The sequence below is a fragment of the Pseudomonas sp. SWI44 genome, from assembly GCF_002947915.1.
In the GTDB taxonomy this organism is placed as follows: domain Bacteria; phylum Pseudomonadota; class Gammaproteobacteria; order Pseudomonadales; family Pseudomonadaceae; genus Aquipseudomonas; species Aquipseudomonas taiwanensis.
The window spans coordinates 1,287,368-1,304,361 of record NZ_CP026674.1; the positions used below are offsets into that span (position 1 = coordinate 1,287,368).

The 16,994-nt window shown below is 61.5% G+C and carries 12 protein-coding genes; 11 read left to right on the top strand and 1 reads right to left on the bottom strand.

What is annotated here, in order from left to right:
- The first annotated feature begins 274 nt into the window (after nucleotides 1-274).
- From C4Q26_RS06275 to glpD, 4 genes are all read left to right on the top strand, one after another.
- Nucleotides 275-1,126, top strand: coding sequence for an MIP/aquaporin family protein (locus tag C4Q26_RS06275; protein WP_023379019.1), 852 nt, complete (start codon nucleotides 275-277; stop codon nucleotides 1,124-1,126).
- A 64-nt stretch (nucleotides 1,127-1,190) separates the two neighbouring features.
- Entirely contained in the window at nucleotides 1,191-2,690 is a 1,500-nt protein-coding gene (glpK, locus tag C4Q26_RS06280; RefSeq protein ID WP_023379018.1) for a glycerol kinase GlpK, read from the top strand.
- A 177-nt stretch (nucleotides 2,691-2,867) separates the two neighbouring features.
- On the top strand, nucleotides 2,868-3,623 hold the full coding sequence (gene glpR, locus C4Q26_RS06285) for a DNA-binding transcriptional repressor GlpR (protein WP_023379017.1): 756 nt from the start codon (nucleotides 2,868-2,870) through the stop codon (nucleotides 3,621-3,623).
- Between the two features lie 172 nt (nucleotides 3,624-3,795).
- Complete coding sequence (gene glpD / locus C4Q26_RS06290) at nucleotides 3,796-5,331, top strand: glycerol-3-phosphate dehydrogenase (protein ID WP_023379015.1); 1,536 nt, start codon at nucleotides 3,796-3,798, stop codon at nucleotides 5,329-5,331.
- Between the two features lie 54 nt (nucleotides 5,332-5,385).
- Here glpD and C4Q26_RS06295 read toward each other — a convergent pair whose 3' ends face one another.
- Entirely contained in the window at nucleotides 5,386-9,777 is a 4,392-nt protein-coding gene (locus C4Q26_RS06295; RefSeq protein WP_104882892.1) for an NEL-type E3 ubiquitin ligase domain-containing protein, read from the bottom strand.
- Nucleotides 9,778-10,112: 335 nt separating this feature from the next.
- Between C4Q26_RS06295 and C4Q26_RS06300 the strand changes: the two genes are divergently transcribed.
- The 7 genes from C4Q26_RS06300 to C4Q26_RS06330 all read left to right on the top strand — a co-directional run bounded on the left by C4Q26_RS06300 (nucleotide 10,113) and on the right by C4Q26_RS06330 (nucleotide 16,975).
- Complete coding sequence (locus C4Q26_RS06300; protein ID WP_023379012.1) at nucleotides 10,113-11,030, top strand: glutamate/aspartate ABC transporter substrate-binding protein; 918 nt, start codon at nucleotides 10,113-10,115, stop codon at nucleotides 11,028-11,030.
- 132 nt (nucleotides 11,031-11,162) lie between these two features.
- On the top strand, nucleotides 11,163-11,909 hold the full coding sequence (locus tag C4Q26_RS06305; RefSeq protein ID WP_023379010.1) for an amino acid ABC transporter permease: 747 nt from the start codon (nucleotides 11,163-11,165) through the stop codon (nucleotides 11,907-11,909).
- Nucleotides 11,910-12,581: an amino acid ABC transporter permease gene (locus tag C4Q26_RS06310; RefSeq protein WP_023379008.1), complete on the top strand. Its 672-nt coding sequence runs from the start codon at nucleotides 11,910-11,912 to the stop codon at nucleotides 12,579-12,581.
- Complete coding sequence (locus tag C4Q26_RS06315; RefSeq protein ID WP_023379007.1) at nucleotides 12,578-13,312, top strand: amino acid ABC transporter ATP-binding protein; 735 nt, start codon at nucleotides 12,578-12,580, stop codon at nucleotides 13,310-13,312. The genes C4Q26_RS06310 and C4Q26_RS06315 overlap by 4 nt, the downstream gene beginning before the upstream one ends.
- 72 nt (nucleotides 13,313-13,384) lie before the next feature.
- Nucleotides 13,385-15,289, top strand: coding sequence for an ATP-binding protein (locus C4Q26_RS06320; RefSeq protein WP_023379006.1), 1,905 nt, complete (start codon nucleotides 13,385-13,387; stop codon nucleotides 15,287-15,289).
- A 47-nt stretch (nucleotides 15,290-15,336) separates the two neighbouring features.
- Nucleotides 15,337-16,614, top strand: a complete 1,278-nt coding sequence (locus C4Q26_RS06325; protein WP_238346503.1) for a sigma-54 dependent transcriptional regulator — start codon at nucleotides 15,337-15,339, stop codon at nucleotides 16,612-16,614.
- Nucleotides 16,615-16,639: 25 nt separating this feature from the next.
- Nucleotides 16,640-16,975 carry a GlpM family protein gene (locus C4Q26_RS06330; RefSeq protein ID WP_023379004.1) on the top strand — a complete coding sequence of 112 codons (336 nt, stop codon included), beginning with the start codon at nucleotides 16,640-16,642 and terminating at the stop codon, nucleotides 16,973-16,975.
- The last annotated feature ends 19 nt before the right edge of the window (nucleotides 16,976-16,994 follow it).

Here is a 16,994-nt window from a genome sequence, read left to right on the forward strand (position 1 = left end):
GCTACTTTAGGATAAATCCCACAAGCCAGCCAGCGCAGAGCGGACGCGCCTCTCTAGCATGCGGAGTCACGCCTGTAATAGTCGGCCAATTCGTGACTGACAGTTCACTTTCGACCTTTGACATCAGCGTTTCTTGTCTATATTTTTTCGTTTGTGAATAAATGGTGCACTTATAAGGTGCATTTTCCTGTACCCGCCCGTCGTCAATGGGGATAGACGCCGGGCTTTGCTGTCGAGCGCCAAGCGCCTCACAACAAAAAAAACGAGGTCATACATGACGACTGCTCTTCGCGAACCCACACTGTCCAGCCAATGCCTGGCCGAATTCCTCGGAACGGCGCTACTCATCTTCTTCGGCACTGGCTGCGTTGCAGCCCTGAAAGTCGCGGGCGCCAGCTTCGGGCTCTGGGAAATCAGCATCATCTGGGGCGTCGGCGTGAGCATGGCGATCTACCTCACCGCCGGTATTTCCGGTGCGCACCTGAACCCGGCCGTGAGCATCGCCCTCACCCTGTTCGCCGCCTTCGACAAACGCAAGTTGCCGTTCTACATGCTCGCCCAGGTGTGCGGCGCGTTCTGTGGTGCGGCGCTGGTGTATACCCTCTACAGCAACCTGTTCTTCGATTTCGAACAGGCTCACGCAATGTTGCGTGGCAGCCAGGCCAGTCTTGAACTGGCGTCGGTGTTCTCGACCTACCCGCATCCTTCGCTGTCCATCGGCCAGGCCTTTCTGGTCGAAGTAGTGATCACCGCCATCCTGATGGCCGTGATCATGGCCCTGACCGACGACAACAACGGCCTGCCCCGTGGCGCCATGGCCCCACTGCTGATCGGCCTGCTGATTGCCGTGATCGGCAGTGCCATGGGCCCACTGACTGGTTTCGCGATGAACCCAGCCCGTGATTTCGGGCCCAAGCTGATGACCTTCCTGGCCGGCTGGGGCGAAATCGCCTTCACTGGCGGACGTGACATCCCTTATTTCCTGGTTCCGGTATTCGCCCCGATCTTCGGTGCTTGCCTGGGCGCTGCGCTGTACCGTGGCCTGATCGCCCGCAACCTGCCAGCGGCGCAAACCGTGACCTCGGAGACAAACGACAATCCCCAGGGCGATACTCAAGTCAACTGATACCGGCGCCGCGCGATTTCGCCCGCCCGAGCCCTGACCTAACCCATTTGCAAGGCCTACGACCATGACAGACACCCAGGATAAGAACTACATCATCGCCCTGGACCAGGGCACTACCAGTTCGCGGGCTATCATTTTCGACCGCGACGCCAACGTGGTCGGCACCTCACAGCGAGAGTTCGCCCAACACTACCCGCAAGCCGGGTGGGTCGAGCACGACCCCATGGAAATCTTCGCCACCCAGAGCGCGACCATGGTCGAGGCACTGGCGCAGGCTGGAATCAGCCATGCCCAGGTCGCCGCACTGGGCATCACCAACCAGCGTGAAACCACGGTGGTCTGGGACAAGGAAACCGGTCGCCCGGTTTACAACGCCATCGTCTGGCAGTGCCGCCGCAGCACTGAAATCTGTGCCCAGCTCAAGCGTGATGGCCATGAAACGTACATTCGCGACACCACAGGCCTGGTGACCGACCCGTACTTCTCCGGCACTAAACTGAAGTGGATTCTGGACAATGTCGAAGGCGTCCGCGAACGGGCCGAGCGTGGCGAACTGTTGTTCGGTACCGTCGACACCTGGCTGATCTGGAAATTCTCCGGTGGCAAGGTGCACGTCACCGACTACACCAACGCCTCGCGCACCCTGATGTTCAACATCCACACGCTGCAGTGGGACGACAAACTGCTGGATATTCTAGGCATCCCGCGCCAAATGCTGCCTGAGGTACGTCCTTCTTCGGAGGTCTACGGCCAGACCAAGAGCGGTATCGCCATCGCCGGTATCGCCGGTGACCAGCAATCGGCGCTGTTCGGCCAGATGTGCGTGGAGCCGGGCCAAGCGAAGAATACCTATGGCACCGGTTGCTTCCTGCTGATGAACACTGGCAGCCAGGCCGTCAAGTCGTCCCATGGCCTGCTGACCACCATCGCCTGTGGGCCGAAAGGTGAAGTGGCCTACGCGCTGGAGGGCGCCGTGTTCAATGGCGGCTCCACCGTGCAGTGGCTGCGTGACGAGTTGAAGATCGTCAACGATGCGCTGGATACCGAGTACTTCGCCAGCAAGGTCAAGGACAGCAACGGCGTTTACCTGGTACCCGCATTCACAGGCCTGGGCGCCCCGTACTGGGACCCTTACGCCCGCGGCGCGCTGTTCGGTCTGACCCGTGGCGTGAAAGTCGACCACATCATTCGTGCCGCACTCGAGTCGATCGCGTACCAGACCCGCGATGTGCTCGACGCCATGCAGCAGGATTGCGGCCAGCGCCTTTCCGAACTGCGCGTGGACGGCGGTGCAGTGGCCAACAACTTCCTGATGCAGTTCCAGGCAGACATCCTCGGCACCTGCGTCGAACGTCCGAAAATGCGCGAAACCACCGCGCTCGGCGCTGCCTACCTAGCAGGGCTGGCATGTGGTTTCTGGAGTGGCCTGGACGAGTTGCGCGACAAGGCCATCATCGAGCGCGAGTTCAGCCCTCAGCTTGACGAGACGCAGAAAGAGACGCTGTACGCAGGGTGGAAAAAAGCGGTCGAGCGCACCCGTGACTGGGAAGACCACGACGCCTGATCGCAGCAGAGAACGCTGCAGGGCAGCCATCGCCGGCAAGCCGACGCCTACAGAAAACGCACGCACGCCTGTAGACGTCGGCTTACCGTCGATGAGCCGTAACGTGCAGCCACTGGCCGTCATCCCCTTCCTACGGCATCATTGCAGAATTTGTCCGGCAGCCCATAAGGACCGCCCATGAATCTGCCCCCTCGCCAACAACAAATTCTCGAGCTGGTACGCGAACGTGGCTATGTCAGCATCGAGGAAATGGCGCAGTTGTACGTCGTGACCCCGCAAACCATCCGTCGCGACATCAACCAGCTCGCCGAGCTCAACCTGCTGCGCCGCTATCACGGTGGAGCGGCCTACGATTCGAGCGTCGAGAACACCGCCTACGCCATGCGCGCCGACCAGATGCGCGACGAGAAGCAACGCATCGCCGAAGCTGTGGCGCGGCAGATTCCCGACCATGCGTCCTTGTTCATCAACATCGGCACCACGACCGAATCCATCGCCCGGGCACTGCTGAACCACAATCACCTGAAGGTGATCACCAACAACCTGCATGTGGCGGCAATCCTGGCTGCCAAGGACGATTTCGAGGTGCTGGTCGCCGGCGGTACGGTGCGTCGCGATGGCGGTGTGGTGGGCCAGGCCAGCGTCGATTTCATCAACCAGTTCAAGGTCGACTTTGCTCTGGTCGGTATCAGCGGCATCGATGAAGACGGCAGCCTGCTGGACTTCGACTACCAGGAAGTGCGCGTCTCGCAGGCGATAATCGCCAACGCCCGCCAAGTCATCCTCGCCGCCGACTCCAGCAAGTTCGGGCGCAATGCCATGGTTCGCCTGGGCTCGATAAGCCTGGTCGATTGCCTGGTGACCGACCAGGCGCCCTCCCCCGCGCTGACCCAACTGCTCAACCAATACAAGATTCGCCTAGACGTGGTCTGAGCCGTGCAGGGTCGCCCAGCGGCCCTGCATTTTCGAAATTGTTCACTTACTGTCATCTGATCAGTTTTTTCTATAAAGACTGACTGGCTACCGGCTTTGTGTTGCGCTAGTATTTTCGGAAACGAACATTAATGTTCATATTCGATGTGAGCAGCTTCAGGAGGCCTTGCCCGTGTCCCAACCCGTTCCGTCCCAGCCCGCACTCGCCGACTGCTATGACCTCGCCGTGATCGGCGGCGGCATCAATGGCGTAGGCATTGCTGCCGACGCCGCCGGGCGCGGCCTCAAGGTGTTCCTTTGCGAGAAGGACGACTTGGCCCAACACACCTCCTCGGCTAGCAGCAAGCTGATTCACGGCGGCCTGCGCTACCTGGAACACTACGAGTTCCGACTGGTGCGTGAGGCACTGGCCGAACGCGAGGTCCTGCTGGCCAAGGCCCCACACATCGTCAAACCAATGCGCTTCGTGCTGCCCCACCGTCCGCACCTGCGCCCGGCCTGGATGATCCGCGCCGGCCTGTTCCTGTATGACCACCTGGGCAAACGCAAGCGCCTGGGCGCCTCGCGCAGCCTGCGCTTCGGACCTGGCTACCCGCTCAAACCCTCCATCACCCGTGGTTTCGAATACGCCGATTGCGCCGTTGACGACGCTCGCCTGGTGGTGCTCAACGCCATGGCTGCGCGCGAGAACGGCGCACACATCCGCACCCGCACCCGCTGCCTGCGCGCCGAGCGTATCGACGGCGTGTGGGAAGTCGAGCTGCAACACGCCGACGGCAGCCAGCAGACCCTCCGCGCTCGCGCCCTGGTCAACGCCGCCGGGCCGTGGGTAGCCAGTTTCATCAAGAATGACCTCAAGCTGGATGCCCCGTACGGCATCCGCCTGATCCAGGGCAGCCATCTGATCGTGCCGCGGCTGTACGAAGGTGAACATGCCTACATCCTGCAGAACGAAGATCAGCGCATCGTGTTCTGCATCCCTTATCTCGACCGCTTTACCCTGATCGGCACCACCGACCGCGAGTACAGCGGCGACCCGGCCAAGGTTGCCATTACCGAGCAGGAAACCGACTACCTGCTCAATGTGGTCAACCAGCACTTCAATCATCAGCTTAGCCGCGCCGACATCCTGCATACCTACTCGGGCGTGCGCCCGCTGTGCAACGATGAATCGGACAATCCGTCGGCGGTCACCCGCGACTACACCCTGGCATTGTCCTGCGCCGAAGGCCAGGCGCCACTGCTGTCGGTGTTCGGCGGCAAGCTGACCACTTACCGCAAGCTGGCCGAGTCGGCCATGGCCGAACTCAAGCCATTCTTCAGCCAGATGCGCGGCAGCTGGACCGCCAGCGGGCCGTTGCCTGGTGGCGAGCAGATGACCAGCGTGCAAGCACTGGTCGATGCCCTACTCGCCCGCCATGGCTGGTTGCCAGTGGATATCGCCAAACGCTGGGCAGTGACCTATGGCAGCCGCACCTGGCAATTGCTGGAAGGGGTAACAGGGCCGGATGACCTGGGCCAGGCGATCGGCGGCGGGTTGTTCGGTCGAGAAGTCGATTACCTGCGCAGCCAGGAATGGGCTGTGGACGCCGAGGACATTCTGTGGCGTCGAACCAAACTTGGCCTGTTCACCACGCAGGCCGAGCAACACGCGCTCGCCGACTACCTACGCAAGACTGAACGTCCAGACGCTACCCAAGCGGCATGAACCCCAGCGCCCCCTTGTCAGCGCCGAGCGCTGCAAGGGGGCTTCACAGGCACATCAAACTGGCCAACGTGCAATGGCCTGCTCTGTCAGGCGTTGGACCAGCACCCGCTCTTGCACTTGCAGGTCGACCTTGAGCTCTTCGCAGCGTTCCAGGTAAGTTTGCTCGTCGATCGCACCGCTTTCCACCTGCGTCTCCAATAGCTCTAGCGCCGCCCGCCTGGCATCCACCTGCTCCCTGAAACTGCGGTAATAGGTGGCGCGCAGGAATTCTTGCCAAAACGACTGATCGGCCAAGGCGCGCGACAGCGTCTCGTTGTTTTCCAGCGAAAGCACTTCAGCCCTGGCGACGTTGATGTCCTCGGCGGTCACTAATGATTCGGACTCATAGTGCATACGGACAGGCTGTCCCGGTAGCTGGAGCGGGCCTGCCAAGCGAGTTCGGTACGCAAGATAGGTTTCGATATCGTCGATGCGTTCCAGGACGTCCGGTTCGTTTGCGTACGTAAGGCGCAGTCGCTCGAGCTTACGGGCGGCAATTCTGTTGACTTCCTGCAGCCTGAACAGTGAACGCCCCAGTTTGATCAGGGCCGACTCACTCTGAATCTGCGACAGTCCCGCCGTCTGCCGATGCACCAGGACGCGTACTTCCATTTCACTGAACAGCCACAGCAAGCGATCTTCGCAGGTCGCCACGCCACCGGCCTGCTCAAACAACACTTCCCGCAGCTCGCTGTCCTGCTCGCAGGCCTCGATAATGTTCCAAGCCCGCGCCCGATAATACGCGGGGTGCTTGAGGTAGTCCGGCGAACGCGAGAAATCGCCCAGGAAGTTGAAGAAATCATCCGCCCCCGGCTCGTTGCGAAGGTTGCTCCACAGCACCTCGCGCTCGGTTCGTTGCGCACCGGCCGAACCAACCAACCATTCGGACAACTCGGCCTGACGAACCAGATGGTGCCGGTAATAAGGATTGTGCGCGACGACTTGTTCTGGAGAGGCAGGGGTGCGCAACTCATTCAGGTAACGTTCGCTGGGGGCATCAAGCGGGTTGTCGTGCAGCGCCATTTGCTGCACACGCATGCGCATTCCATGCACCTCCTGACGCACCTGGCGGATCTGGTTCTCCCGCAGGTCGACAATCCCCTGCCAAGGCAGTTGCTGAATCTGCGCCGGCACATCGGCTATCTGGGCAGCACGCAGCCCTACTTGGCGAACATTCAGCAACCGCCGGACCTCAGGCACGCTGCCCAGCGGATTGAAACCGATTTCCAACCGCTCCAGGTTGAGCAAGGCGTTCAGGCGCTGACTGTCTGCCGGCGTCAGGACGATATGATTATGGTCCAGGCGCAACAGGCGGAGCTCGGTCAACCGCTCGATACCTGCCGGAACCGCGAGCAAGCGATTGTGGCGCAGGTCGAGCTCCCTGAGATTGGGGAAGTGACCGAGGAAGTCAGCGCCGACTTCCGTCAGCTCCATGTTTCGCAGCGCCAGGCGTGAAACATGCTCGAACATGATCCCAAGGGGCAATTCAGGCAACTCGCTCAACCGCTCGCCCCGGACTTCCAATGCATAAGTACCATCGCCTCGCCGCCCCAGTTTACGACGCCAGCAGCGCCGAATCGTGTTGGCCACCCTGCTGCGTCGCAACAAGTCGAGCATCGAACCATACTCGGCTCGCCAATTGATCAGCGCCTGGCGCAGAGCCGTCCACTGGCCGTGCAACGACTGATAGTGGGTCCAGGGGTCGACGCCATCGGAAATCAGACCCAGCAGGTATTGCTGCAACTCCACGTCGTCGATGGTCGGAAATATCTGCCTAATACCGCGCCTGCTGGCCTGGCCGCGACTCTCACCGCGACCGCTGAGCGGGTAGCCGAGGCGACCGTCGGCGAAGCGAACGGGCGGCCTGACTCCGGCACTGATATCCGCCAGCCCGATGAGCTTGGCAGCCAGGTCGCGGCGCTCCCGGGCGCAGCCTGCCAGAATGTCGACCAGTTGCTGTTCGTTGAGCGAGGCATCGCCCAACACGCTTTTCTGGCTTTCATCCATGCTCAGCAACAATGCGTGCATGAAGCTGTCGGTGCTTGATCCGGCAACGTGCGGATGGAGGGACCGATCCTGCACGCTGTAACCGTTTTCGTCGCTGATGATGCTGATGACGTCCTCTGCCGTATCGGCACCCACGTGGCTCAGCAGTGGTCCTTCGGAAAAGAATGCCCGCAACTCGACACGGAGCGACGCAGGCCATGGCGCCAGTTCATGGACCAAGCCAAGCGCCAGTTTTTCGCTGTCGGCGTTGAGGGCCTGGGGTTGTCGGAGCCCGGCACAGGCTCGATCAAGGCGGCTGTCGCGGATGAACCAGCGTACCCTTTCCGCCACGGCCAAAGGCACACGCCCGGTCGATGCAAGCTGCTCCAGATCCTGTCCATCGGCTTGCCGGCGAATTTCCTTCGCGCCTCGCACCGACAACCCGGGAAAGTCTCGACGCAATACCCGGTCCTCCACCTCCTCTGCGTCCTGGGCCTGGGCAATCAGTAACTCGAACACTTCGTCCGCCACCTTCGGATACAAGGTGTGCAACCGGTGGCGTTCCAGCGCATCCTGAAGCCGCGCAGGTGCAGGCGCGTTTTCCACATGCAAGCGGCGCAGCTGCGCCTCATCGAAGCCGGTGCAGTCGATCAGCGCCCTTGCTTGTTCGTCGCTCAAGTCGATGAAGTTAGCGGCCAACCTTCGCAACAGGTACACTTCACCGGCCCATTCCTGAGGCTGCTCCAGGGAATGGCGCCAGCCCCAACTGCCATTGCGTTCGATCTGCGGCCGATAGGCGCTGGCACGCGTCGGATGCTTGATCACCAGGCCCTGTTTATCCTCGGCATGCGCAAGTTCAAAGGCGTGCTCTGGCCAGGGCAACGGCTCCGGTGGCTGACCGGCGAGGTGCGCTTGCTTTGCCTCGACCCGGTAGGGCTGCATGTCGCCCGAGCAGAGTTTCAGGCGCTTGGCACCCGACCAGACCGGCACCAATTCATCGACGAAAGCCACGCGTTTGACCACCTGAGCCGCTGCCGAGACGCCAACACCAATCGCTGCGCCGACCACCAGGTTTTCCGCCACTGCGAACAGATGCCCCATGGCCGCTTCACGGTCACCCAACTTCCAGTCCTGGTAGCCTTCGTACACTTCATCGGCCATCTGTACAGCCGCAACGCCCAGCATGACCTCTCCCAGCACCGGTACGAACAGGCCAGCCAGACCCAGAAGGGTCAGGCCGGTACTCTCGTAGGCGGCCAGCCGAGCGCTTCGCGTCGCGGCGTCTTCATCGCCGGTGGGAACCGCGAGGACTCTGGCATCGTCGAGAATCTTTTCGATGCGCTGGGCGCGTAGATAGGCAAAGATGGGCTGGTCGATTGGCAGGTTCCGGCCATCCAACTGCAGCGCGACACCTTTTGCGGTATCGGCATGCAGACGGCGTAGGCTCGCCGAGAACACCATGCGATCGCGTTCCGTGATGAATCGCATGAAAAACTGCGCATAGCTCGACTCGCGCAAGCGCAGTCCAAAGAGCTGGTATACCGCTTCCCAGTTTCGGCATGACTGCACAGCCCTGACAGGATCGCCCGGTACCCAGACGATGAGGTTTCTCAGGGCGCCGCCGTCGCTATCCCGCGCTTCGACGACGACCACACCTCGTACCCGTTTGCCTAGCAACAGCAGCTGACGCATCACGAGCACGCGGGTATCGGCCGGTACGATTGCCTTGGGCGAAAACACCCTGAGCATCTGCAGATAGCTGCGCTCGTCGAGCTGCCCCTGGAGGGTGGCAAGCCGCACGGCTGCTTCCATGGCTGTCCGCTGGGCCTCTTCCAGCACACGCTCAACCGCCTGTCGAGCTTGCCCCGAAGCATCACCTTCAGCATCCGCGGGCAACAGCAGCTCACGCAGGGCAGCTTGATAGCGACCGCCCAGATCCAGCTCACGGCACAGCCTGGCGAACTGCACGAACGAAATAGGCAACGCAGCGCCAGTGTGAGTTTCCAGCCTTCGTCGAATGCGAGACCGGTGCTGCAATTCGTCCTCGGCAAAATTATGCAGCGCCGCAGCCAGTAAAGGCAGCGAGCCCATCCTTACGACCCTTTCCACCGGAACGTGGGGAAATACGAAAGCCACCGTCTTGCGTACGACCGTGGACAGTTTCGCGGTTCTGGCGTTAACCCGCACGCCATGCTTCCTGAGAATGGCCTTCTCCAGCAGGGGCGCGCAGAAATCCGCCAGGTCAGGAACACGGCCCAACAACAGCCTGACCTGTTCGGCGCTATGCTGCTCACTGATCAAGGCCGCTCGCAGGGATCGCAGCGCCTCGACGGAGGCATTCTTCGCCCAGGCCGGCAACTGCGCGGCAATCAGGGTATCGATGGAGTGGGACGCTCCTTCATCTTCTATCAAGGGGGTCATGTCTGCTTCCTCGGTTAAAAGGAAACAAGAAACCCCCGTCCGTCATACCCAAGGTGTTAATTAGTTAGTTCTAGTCACCTGAGGCTAAACACACGTTCGGATTACCGAACAATAATTCGCCGCGCGTTCGGAAGTCCGTACATTGGCGTTCCTGCAACAGGCCCCGAAACGTGCAATGGCTTGAATTTTCGGGGCTTGTACACAAGAACAACAGCTTGGCACGAGTCATGCTCTACACTTGGTAGCCGAATGCACACCAACTTGATGATGTATTCGTTGAACGAAGAGTCCGCCAACGGCTCCATAAAAAAAACAAACACGTCGAGGAAAATTTGATGCGTATCGTTCGTCAATTGCTGGGCGCCGCCATCGCGGCTGCAGTCATCGCTTCGCCTGTCATGGCCGAGGAGCTGACCGGCACCCTGAAGAAGATCAAGGACTCGGGCACCATCACCCTGGGTCACCGCGACTCGTCGATTCCGTTTTCCTACCTGGCTGGCAAGCCGGAACCCGTGGGTTACTCCCACGACATCCAACTGGCTGTCGTCGAGGCCCTGAAAAAACAGCTGGGCACCGACATCAAGGTCCGCTACAACCTCGTCACTTCCCAAACCCGTATCCCGCTGGTGCAGAACGGCACCGTCGACCTGGAGTGCGGCTCCACCACCAACAACGTCGAGCGCCAGCAGCAAGTTGGCTTCTCGGTGGGCATCTTCGAAGTCGGCACTCGCCTTCTGACCAAGGTCAAGGACGGTCAACCGGCATACAAGGACTTCCCTGACCTGGCCGGCAAGAACGTGGTGACCACCGCCGGTACTACCTCCGAACGCCTCCTCAAGGCGATGAACGCCGACAAGCAGATGAAGATGAACGTGATTTCCGCCAAGGACCACGGTGAAGCCTTCAACATGCTCGAAAGCGGCCGCGCCGTGGCCTTCATGATGGACGACGCTCTGCTGGCCGGTGAAATGGCCAAGGCTCGCAAGCCGACCGACTGGGTCATCACCGGCACGCCACAGTCGTTCGAAATCTACGGCTGCATGGTGCGCAAGGATGACGCCGCGTTCAAGAAAGCGGTCGACGATGCCATCGTGGCTTACTTCAAGTCGGGCGAAGTCAACAAGAGCTACGACAAGTGGTTCCAGCAGCCGATCCCGCCAAAAGGCCTGAACCTGCAGTTCCCGATGAGCGACGAGCTGAAGAAACTGATCGCCGAGCCGACCGACAAGGCGGCGGACGAGAAGAAGTCCTGATCCCCGGTTAGTGGCCCGCCGCACTTTTGCCGTGCGGGCCACCGTTAAGTGTCTACCCTTTCATCCGAGGGCGTTCAACGCCCTTGGATGCTCGAAGGTGCCCGTGAAACAACCGTCTGAGGGGAAATCCCGATGAATTACAACTGGGACTGGGGCGTATTCTTCAAGTCCACCGGCGTGGGCAGCGAAACCTATCTGGACTGGTACATCACCGGCCTGGGCTGGACCATCGCCATCGCCATCTCCGCCTGGATCATCGCATTGCTGCTGGGCTCGGTGCTCGGCGTCATGCGTACCGTGCCGAACCGCCTGGTATCCGGCATCGCCACCGCCTATGTGGAGCTGTTCCGCAACGTGCCGCTGCTGGTGCAGCTGTTCATCTGGTACTTCCTGGTACCGGACCTGCTGCCTGAAGGCCTGCAGGAATGGTTCAAGCAAGACCTCAACCCGACCACTTCGGCGCTGATCAGCGTGGTCATCTGCCTGGGCCTGTTCACCGCCGCGCGTGTCTGCGAGCAGGTACGTACCGGCATCCAGGCGCTGCCGCGTGGCCAGGAGGCCGCCGCTCGCGCCATGGGCTTCAGCCTGCCGCAGATCTACAACAACGTGCTGCTGCCCCAGGCTTACCGGATCATCATTCCGCCGCTCACCTCCGAGTTCCTCAACGTATTCAAGAACTCGTCGGTGGCATCGCTGATCGGCCTGATGGAGCTGCTGGCGCAGACCAAGCAGACCGCCGAGTTTTCCGCCAACCTGTTCGAGGCGTTCACCCTGGCCACCCTGATCTACTTCACCTTGAACATGGGCTTGATGCTGCTGATGCGCATGGTCGAGAAGAAAGTCGCGGTGCCTGGCCTGATTTCCGTGGGAGGCAAGTAAATGGACATGGATTTCAGCGAAATCATCCCGGCCCTGCCTGCCCTCTGGGAAGGCATGCTGATGACCCTCAAGCTGATGGTCATGGGCGTGGTCGGCGGTATCGTGCTCGGTACCATCCTGGCCTTGATGCGCCTGTCGTCGAACAAGCTGCTCTCGAACCTGGCTGGCGCCTACGTCAACTACTTCCGCTCGATCCCGCTGCTGCTGGTGATCACCTGGTTCTACCTGGCGGTACCGTTCGTGCTGCGCTGGATCACCGGCGAGGACACCCCGGTGGGTGCCTTCACCTCCTGCGTGGTCGCGTTCATGATGTTCGAGGCCGCCTATTTCTGCGAGATCGTGCGGGCCGGCGTGCAGTCGATCTCCAAGGGCCAGATGGGCGCCGCGCAAGCATTGGGCATGACCTATGGCCAGACCATGCGCCTGATCATCCTGCCCCAGGCGTTTCGCAAGATGACCCCGCTGCTGCTGCAACAGAGCATCATCCTGTTCCAGGACACCTCGCTTGTGTACACCGTGGGTCTGGTCGACTTCCTCAACTCGGCACGCTCCAACGGCGACATCATCGGGCGCTCCCATGAGTTCCTGATCTTCGCCGGTGTCGTGTACTTCCTCATCAGCTTCTCCGCTTCGTGGCTGGTCAAGCGCCTGCAAAAAAGGATCACCGTATGATTTCCATCAAGAACGTCAACAAGTGGTACGGGGACTTCCAGGTGCTGACCGACTGCAGCACCGAGGTCAAGAAAGGTGAAGTGGTGGTGGTCTGCGGCCCGTCGGGCTCGGGCAAATCCACCCTGATCAAGTGCGTCAACGCCCTTGAGCCGTTCCAGAAAGGAGACATCGTGGTCGACGGCACCTCCATCGCCGACCCGAAAACCAACCTGCCGAAACTGCGCTCGCGGGTGGGCATGGTGTTCCAGCACTTCGAGCTGTTCCCGCATCTGACCATCACCGAGAACCTGACCATCGCCCAGCGCAAGGTGCTTGGCCGCAGCGAAGCCGAAGCCACCAAGAAAGGCCTGGCGCTGCTCGACCGAGTAGGTCTGGGCGCACACGCCAAGAAGCACCCTGGCCAGTTGTCCGGTGGCCAGCAGCAGCGTGTGGCGATCGCCCGTGCGCTGTCGATGGACCCGATCGTCATGCTGTTCGACGAACCGACCTCGGCACTGGACCCTGAAATGGTCAACGAAGTGCTCGACGTCATGGTCGAACTGGCTCACGAAGGCATGACCATGATGTGCGTCACCCACGAAATGGGCTTCGCTCGCAAGGTAGCCAACCGGGTGATCTTCATGGACAAGGGCAGCATCATCGAGGACTGCCAGAAGGAAGACTTCTTCGGCGACCCAGGCGCCCGCCACGAACGGACTCAGCACTTCCTCAGCAAGATCCTGCAACACTGATCCTGCGCCAAACAAGCCGGCCTGCACCGCTGCCTCCGGGCAGCGGGTGCTGGTCGTGACAAGGCCACTGTGATGAAATGCGATCCTTCGCTTCTTCTCCCTGCCAAGCCTGCCGTGAAATCCCGCCTGATCCGCCAACTGCTGCTGCCACCCCTGGTCATCCTGCTGATGATCGGCCTGGGCCTGGCTGGCTATCTGATCAGCGAGAGCAACGGCATCCGTAGCCTCAGCGAAAATGGCGAGCGTCAGCTGGAACTGCATGCGCGCACAGTAGAGAGCGAAATCAGCAAGTACACCTACCTACCGAGCCTGCTCGAACTGGAAGACAGCGTCTCGAAGCTGCTCACCGACCCGGATGGCGAATACCGTCAGACCGTCAACGAATACCTTGAAGGCCTGAACCGACGCAGCCGCAGCCGGGCGATCTTCGTGCTCGACACCAATGGCCGGGTGCAGGCTACCAGCAACTGGCGCGATGCCGATTCGTTCCTCGGCGAAGACCTGTCGTTCCGGGCGTATTTCCAGGATGCCGTGCGCGGTGAACCGGGGCGCTTCTACGGCATCGGCAGCACGACTGGGGAAGCCGGCTACTACCTGGCCCATGGCCTGGAAGAGCACGGCAAGATCATAGGCGTGGCCGTCATCAAGGTGCGCCTGGATACCCTCGAAGAGCGCTGGCAGCGCGCGCGACTCGAAGCCTTCGTCAGCGATGAGAACGGCATCATCATCCTGTCCAGCGATCCGGCCCGGCGGCTGAAGTCGGTTCGTCCGCTGACGCCACAAATCAAGGAGCGCCTGGCGCGCAGCCTGCAGTACTACTGGTGGCCGCTTAACGAGCTGCAACCCCTGGCCCGCGAAACACTGGCCGATGGCGTGGAGAAACTGACCTTCCCGGCCAACAGCGAAACCGCCCACGGCAAAGTCCACGAAGTGGCCTACCTGGCCCAGACCCGCCGACTGGTCGACACGCCCTGGCACTTCACCCTGCTGACCCCGCTGCAGGACCTGCGCCGTGAGTCCATGGTGCAAGGCGTCCTGGTGGCGGTGGCTTTCGCCCTGCTGGCGATTCTGGGGATCGCCTGGAACGAGCGGCGCAAGGTGATCGCCACCCGTCTGGCTGCCCGTGAAGCCCTGGAAGAGGCCAACAGCCAGCTTGAGCGGCGCATCGCCGACCGTACCGCCGACCTGCGGGCCAGCAACGAGCGGCTCAAAGGACAGATCCGCGAACGTCGCCACGCGGAACAGACGCTTCGCCATGCCCAGGACGAACTGGTCCAGGCCGGCAAGCTGGCGGCCATCGGGCAAATGTCGACCAGCATCGCCCACGAACTGAATCAGCCGCTGGCGGCACTGCGCACGTTGTCAGGCAATACCGTGCGCTTCCTCGAACGCGGTGCGCTGGAGACCGCCAGCACCAATTTGCGTACCATGAACGACCTGATCGACCGCATGGGCCGCATCACCGCCAGCCTGCGCTCGTTCGCCCGCCGTGGCGACGACCGCGGCCAGGCTTCGCTGGCCAAGGCCGTGGAAGCCTGCCTGCAGGTGCTGGGCAACCGCATCGCCGGCTGCCAGCTGCGACTGCACAGCCAGTTCGATGACCAGCAGTTGGCCATCGACCAGACCCGTCTCGAGCAGATTCTGGTCAACCTGATCGGCAACGCCCTTGATGCCATGGCCAGCCAACCGCATCCGGAACTCTGGTTGGAAGGCGAACTGCAGGACGACAAGTACCGGCTGCGAGTACGCGATAATGGCCATGGCATTGACCCCGAAACACGCAAGCACCTGTTCGAACCTTTCTTCACCACAAAACCGGGCGAACATGGCCTGGGCCTGGGGTTGACCCTGTCGGCGAGCCTTGCCGCCGCCGCCAAGGGCACCCTGAGCGTCGAGCACCCCGCCAGCGGCGGGACTGCCTTCGTGCTGGCCCTGCCCCTGGCCACGCCCCCTAGCGAATCGGCAGAGCACCCATGAACCAAGCACCTCTCACTGTCCTGATCGTCGAAGACGACCCGCATGTGCTGCTCGGCTGCCAACAGGCACTGGCCCTGGAAGATATCGCCTGCGAAGGCGTCGGCAGTGCCGAACAAGCACTGGAACGTATTGGCGATGACTTCGCTGGCATCGTCGTCAGCGATATCCGCCTGCCGGGCATCGACGGCCTGGAATTGCTGAACCGGCTCAAGGCCCGCGACCGCAGCCTGCCCGTGGTGCTGATCACTGGCCACGGCGACATCGACATGGCGGTGGGCGCAATGCGCAACGGTGCCTACGACTTCATGGAAAAGCCCTTCTCGCCAGAACGATTGGTCGATGTGGTACGCCGGGCCCTGGAGCAACGCGGCCTGTCGCGCGAGGTAGTGGCCCTGCGCCGCCAGTTGGCGAGTCAAAGTAGCCTGGAGGGACGCATCATCGGCCGTTCACCGGCCATGGAGCACCTGCGCGAGCTGATCGCCAATGTCGCCGACACTTCGGCCAACGTGCTGATCGAAGGCGAGACCGGTACCGGCAAGGAGCTGGTCGCCCGTTGCCTGCACGATTTCAGCCGCCGCCACGGCCAACCATTCGTTGCCTTGAACTGCGGCGGCCTTCCGGAAAACCTCTTCGAAAGCGAGATTTTCGGCCACGAAGCCAATGCCTTCACCGGCGCCGGCAAGCGCCGCATCGGCAAGATCGAGCATGCCAATGGCGGCACGCTGTTCCTTGACGAAGTCGAAAGCATGCCGATCAACCTGCAGATAAAACTGCTGCGTGTCCTGCAGGAACGCACACTGGAACGCCTGGGCTCGAACCAGAGCATCCCGGTAGACTGCCGGGTGATCGCCGCGACCAAGTCCGACCTCGACGCGCTGGGTCAGAGCGGCCAATTCCGCAGCGACCTGTATTACCGCTTGAACGTGGTCACCCTGGAACTGCCGCCACTGCGTGAGCGTCGCGAAGACATCCTGCAGTTGTTCGAACACTTCCTGCAGCAGTCTGCATTACGCTTCGACCGCGACGTCCCCACGCTCGACAGCCAGACCCTCTCGCGCCTGATGGCCCATGACTGGCCAGGCAACGTGCGTGAGCTACGCAACGTTGCCGAGCGCTATGCGCTGGGCCTGCCAGCGTTCAAGAAAAGCAGCAGTGGTGGCGCCGCCCAGGGCCTGGGGTTCTCCGAGGCCGTCGAGGCATTCGAGCGCAACCTGCTCAGCGATGCCCTTCAGCGCACTGGCGGCAACCTCAGCCAGGCCAGCCAGGAACTGGGCATGGCCAAGACGACACTGTTCGACAAAGTGAAAAAGTACGGCCTCGGCTGAATTCAACCTGATCTGGATATACGACGTGGACTTGGTATTCAAAGCGGCCCTGGGCGCTGGGGTCGTCGTTCTGCTGGCCATTCTTTCAAAGACCCGCAACTACTACATCGCCGGGCTGGTGCCGTTGTTTCCCACCTTCGCCCTGATCGCCCACTACATCGTGGGCAAAGGGCGTGGTGTCGAGGACCTGAAGACCACGATCCTGTTCGGAATGTGGTCGATCATTCCCTACTTCGTCTACCTGGCGGCCTTGTACGTACTGGTAGACCGGATGCGCCTTGAAGCATCGCTGGCGCTGGCGACTGTGGCCTGGTTGATGGCGGCAACGGTGCTGGTGACGGTTTGGGTGCGGATGCACTGAGGGAACCCGCGTGCCTGCG

Excerpts from the sequence above, each read along its gene's own strand:
- C4Q26_RS06310 (WP_023379008.1), top strand. The coding sequence starts at position 11,910 with ATGGACATGGATTTCAGCGAAATCATCCCGGCCCTGCCTGCCCTCTGG.
- C4Q26_RS06300 (WP_023379012.1), top strand. The coding sequence starts at position 10,113 with ATGCGTATCGTTCGTCAATTGCTGGGCGCCGCCATCGCGGCTGCAGTC.
- glpR (WP_023379017.1), top strand. The coding sequence starts at position 2,868 with ATGAATCTGCCCCCTCGCCAACAACAAATTCTCGAGCTGGTACGCGAA.
- glpK (WP_023379018.1), top strand. The coding sequence starts at position 1,191 with ATGACAGACACCCAGGATAAGAACTACATCATCGCCCTGGACCAGGGC.
- C4Q26_RS06305 (WP_023379010.1), top strand. The coding sequence starts at position 11,163 with ATGAATTACAACTGGGACTGGGGCGTATTCTTCAAGTCCACCGGCGTG.
- C4Q26_RS06320 (WP_023379006.1), top strand. The coding sequence starts at position 13,385 with ATGAAATGCGATCCTTCGCTTCTTCTCCCTGCCAAGCCTGCCGTGAAA.
- C4Q26_RS06315 (WP_023379007.1), top strand. The coding sequence starts at position 12,578 with ATGATTTCCATCAAGAACGTCAACAAGTGGTACGGGGACTTCCAGGTG.
- C4Q26_RS06295 (WP_104882892.1), bottom strand. The coding sequence starts at position 9,777 with ATGACCCCCTTGATAGAAGATGAAGGAGCGTCCCACTCCATCGATACC.
- C4Q26_RS06275 (WP_023379019.1), top strand. The coding sequence starts at position 275 with ATGACGACTGCTCTTCGCGAACCCACACTGTCCAGCCAATGCCTGGCC.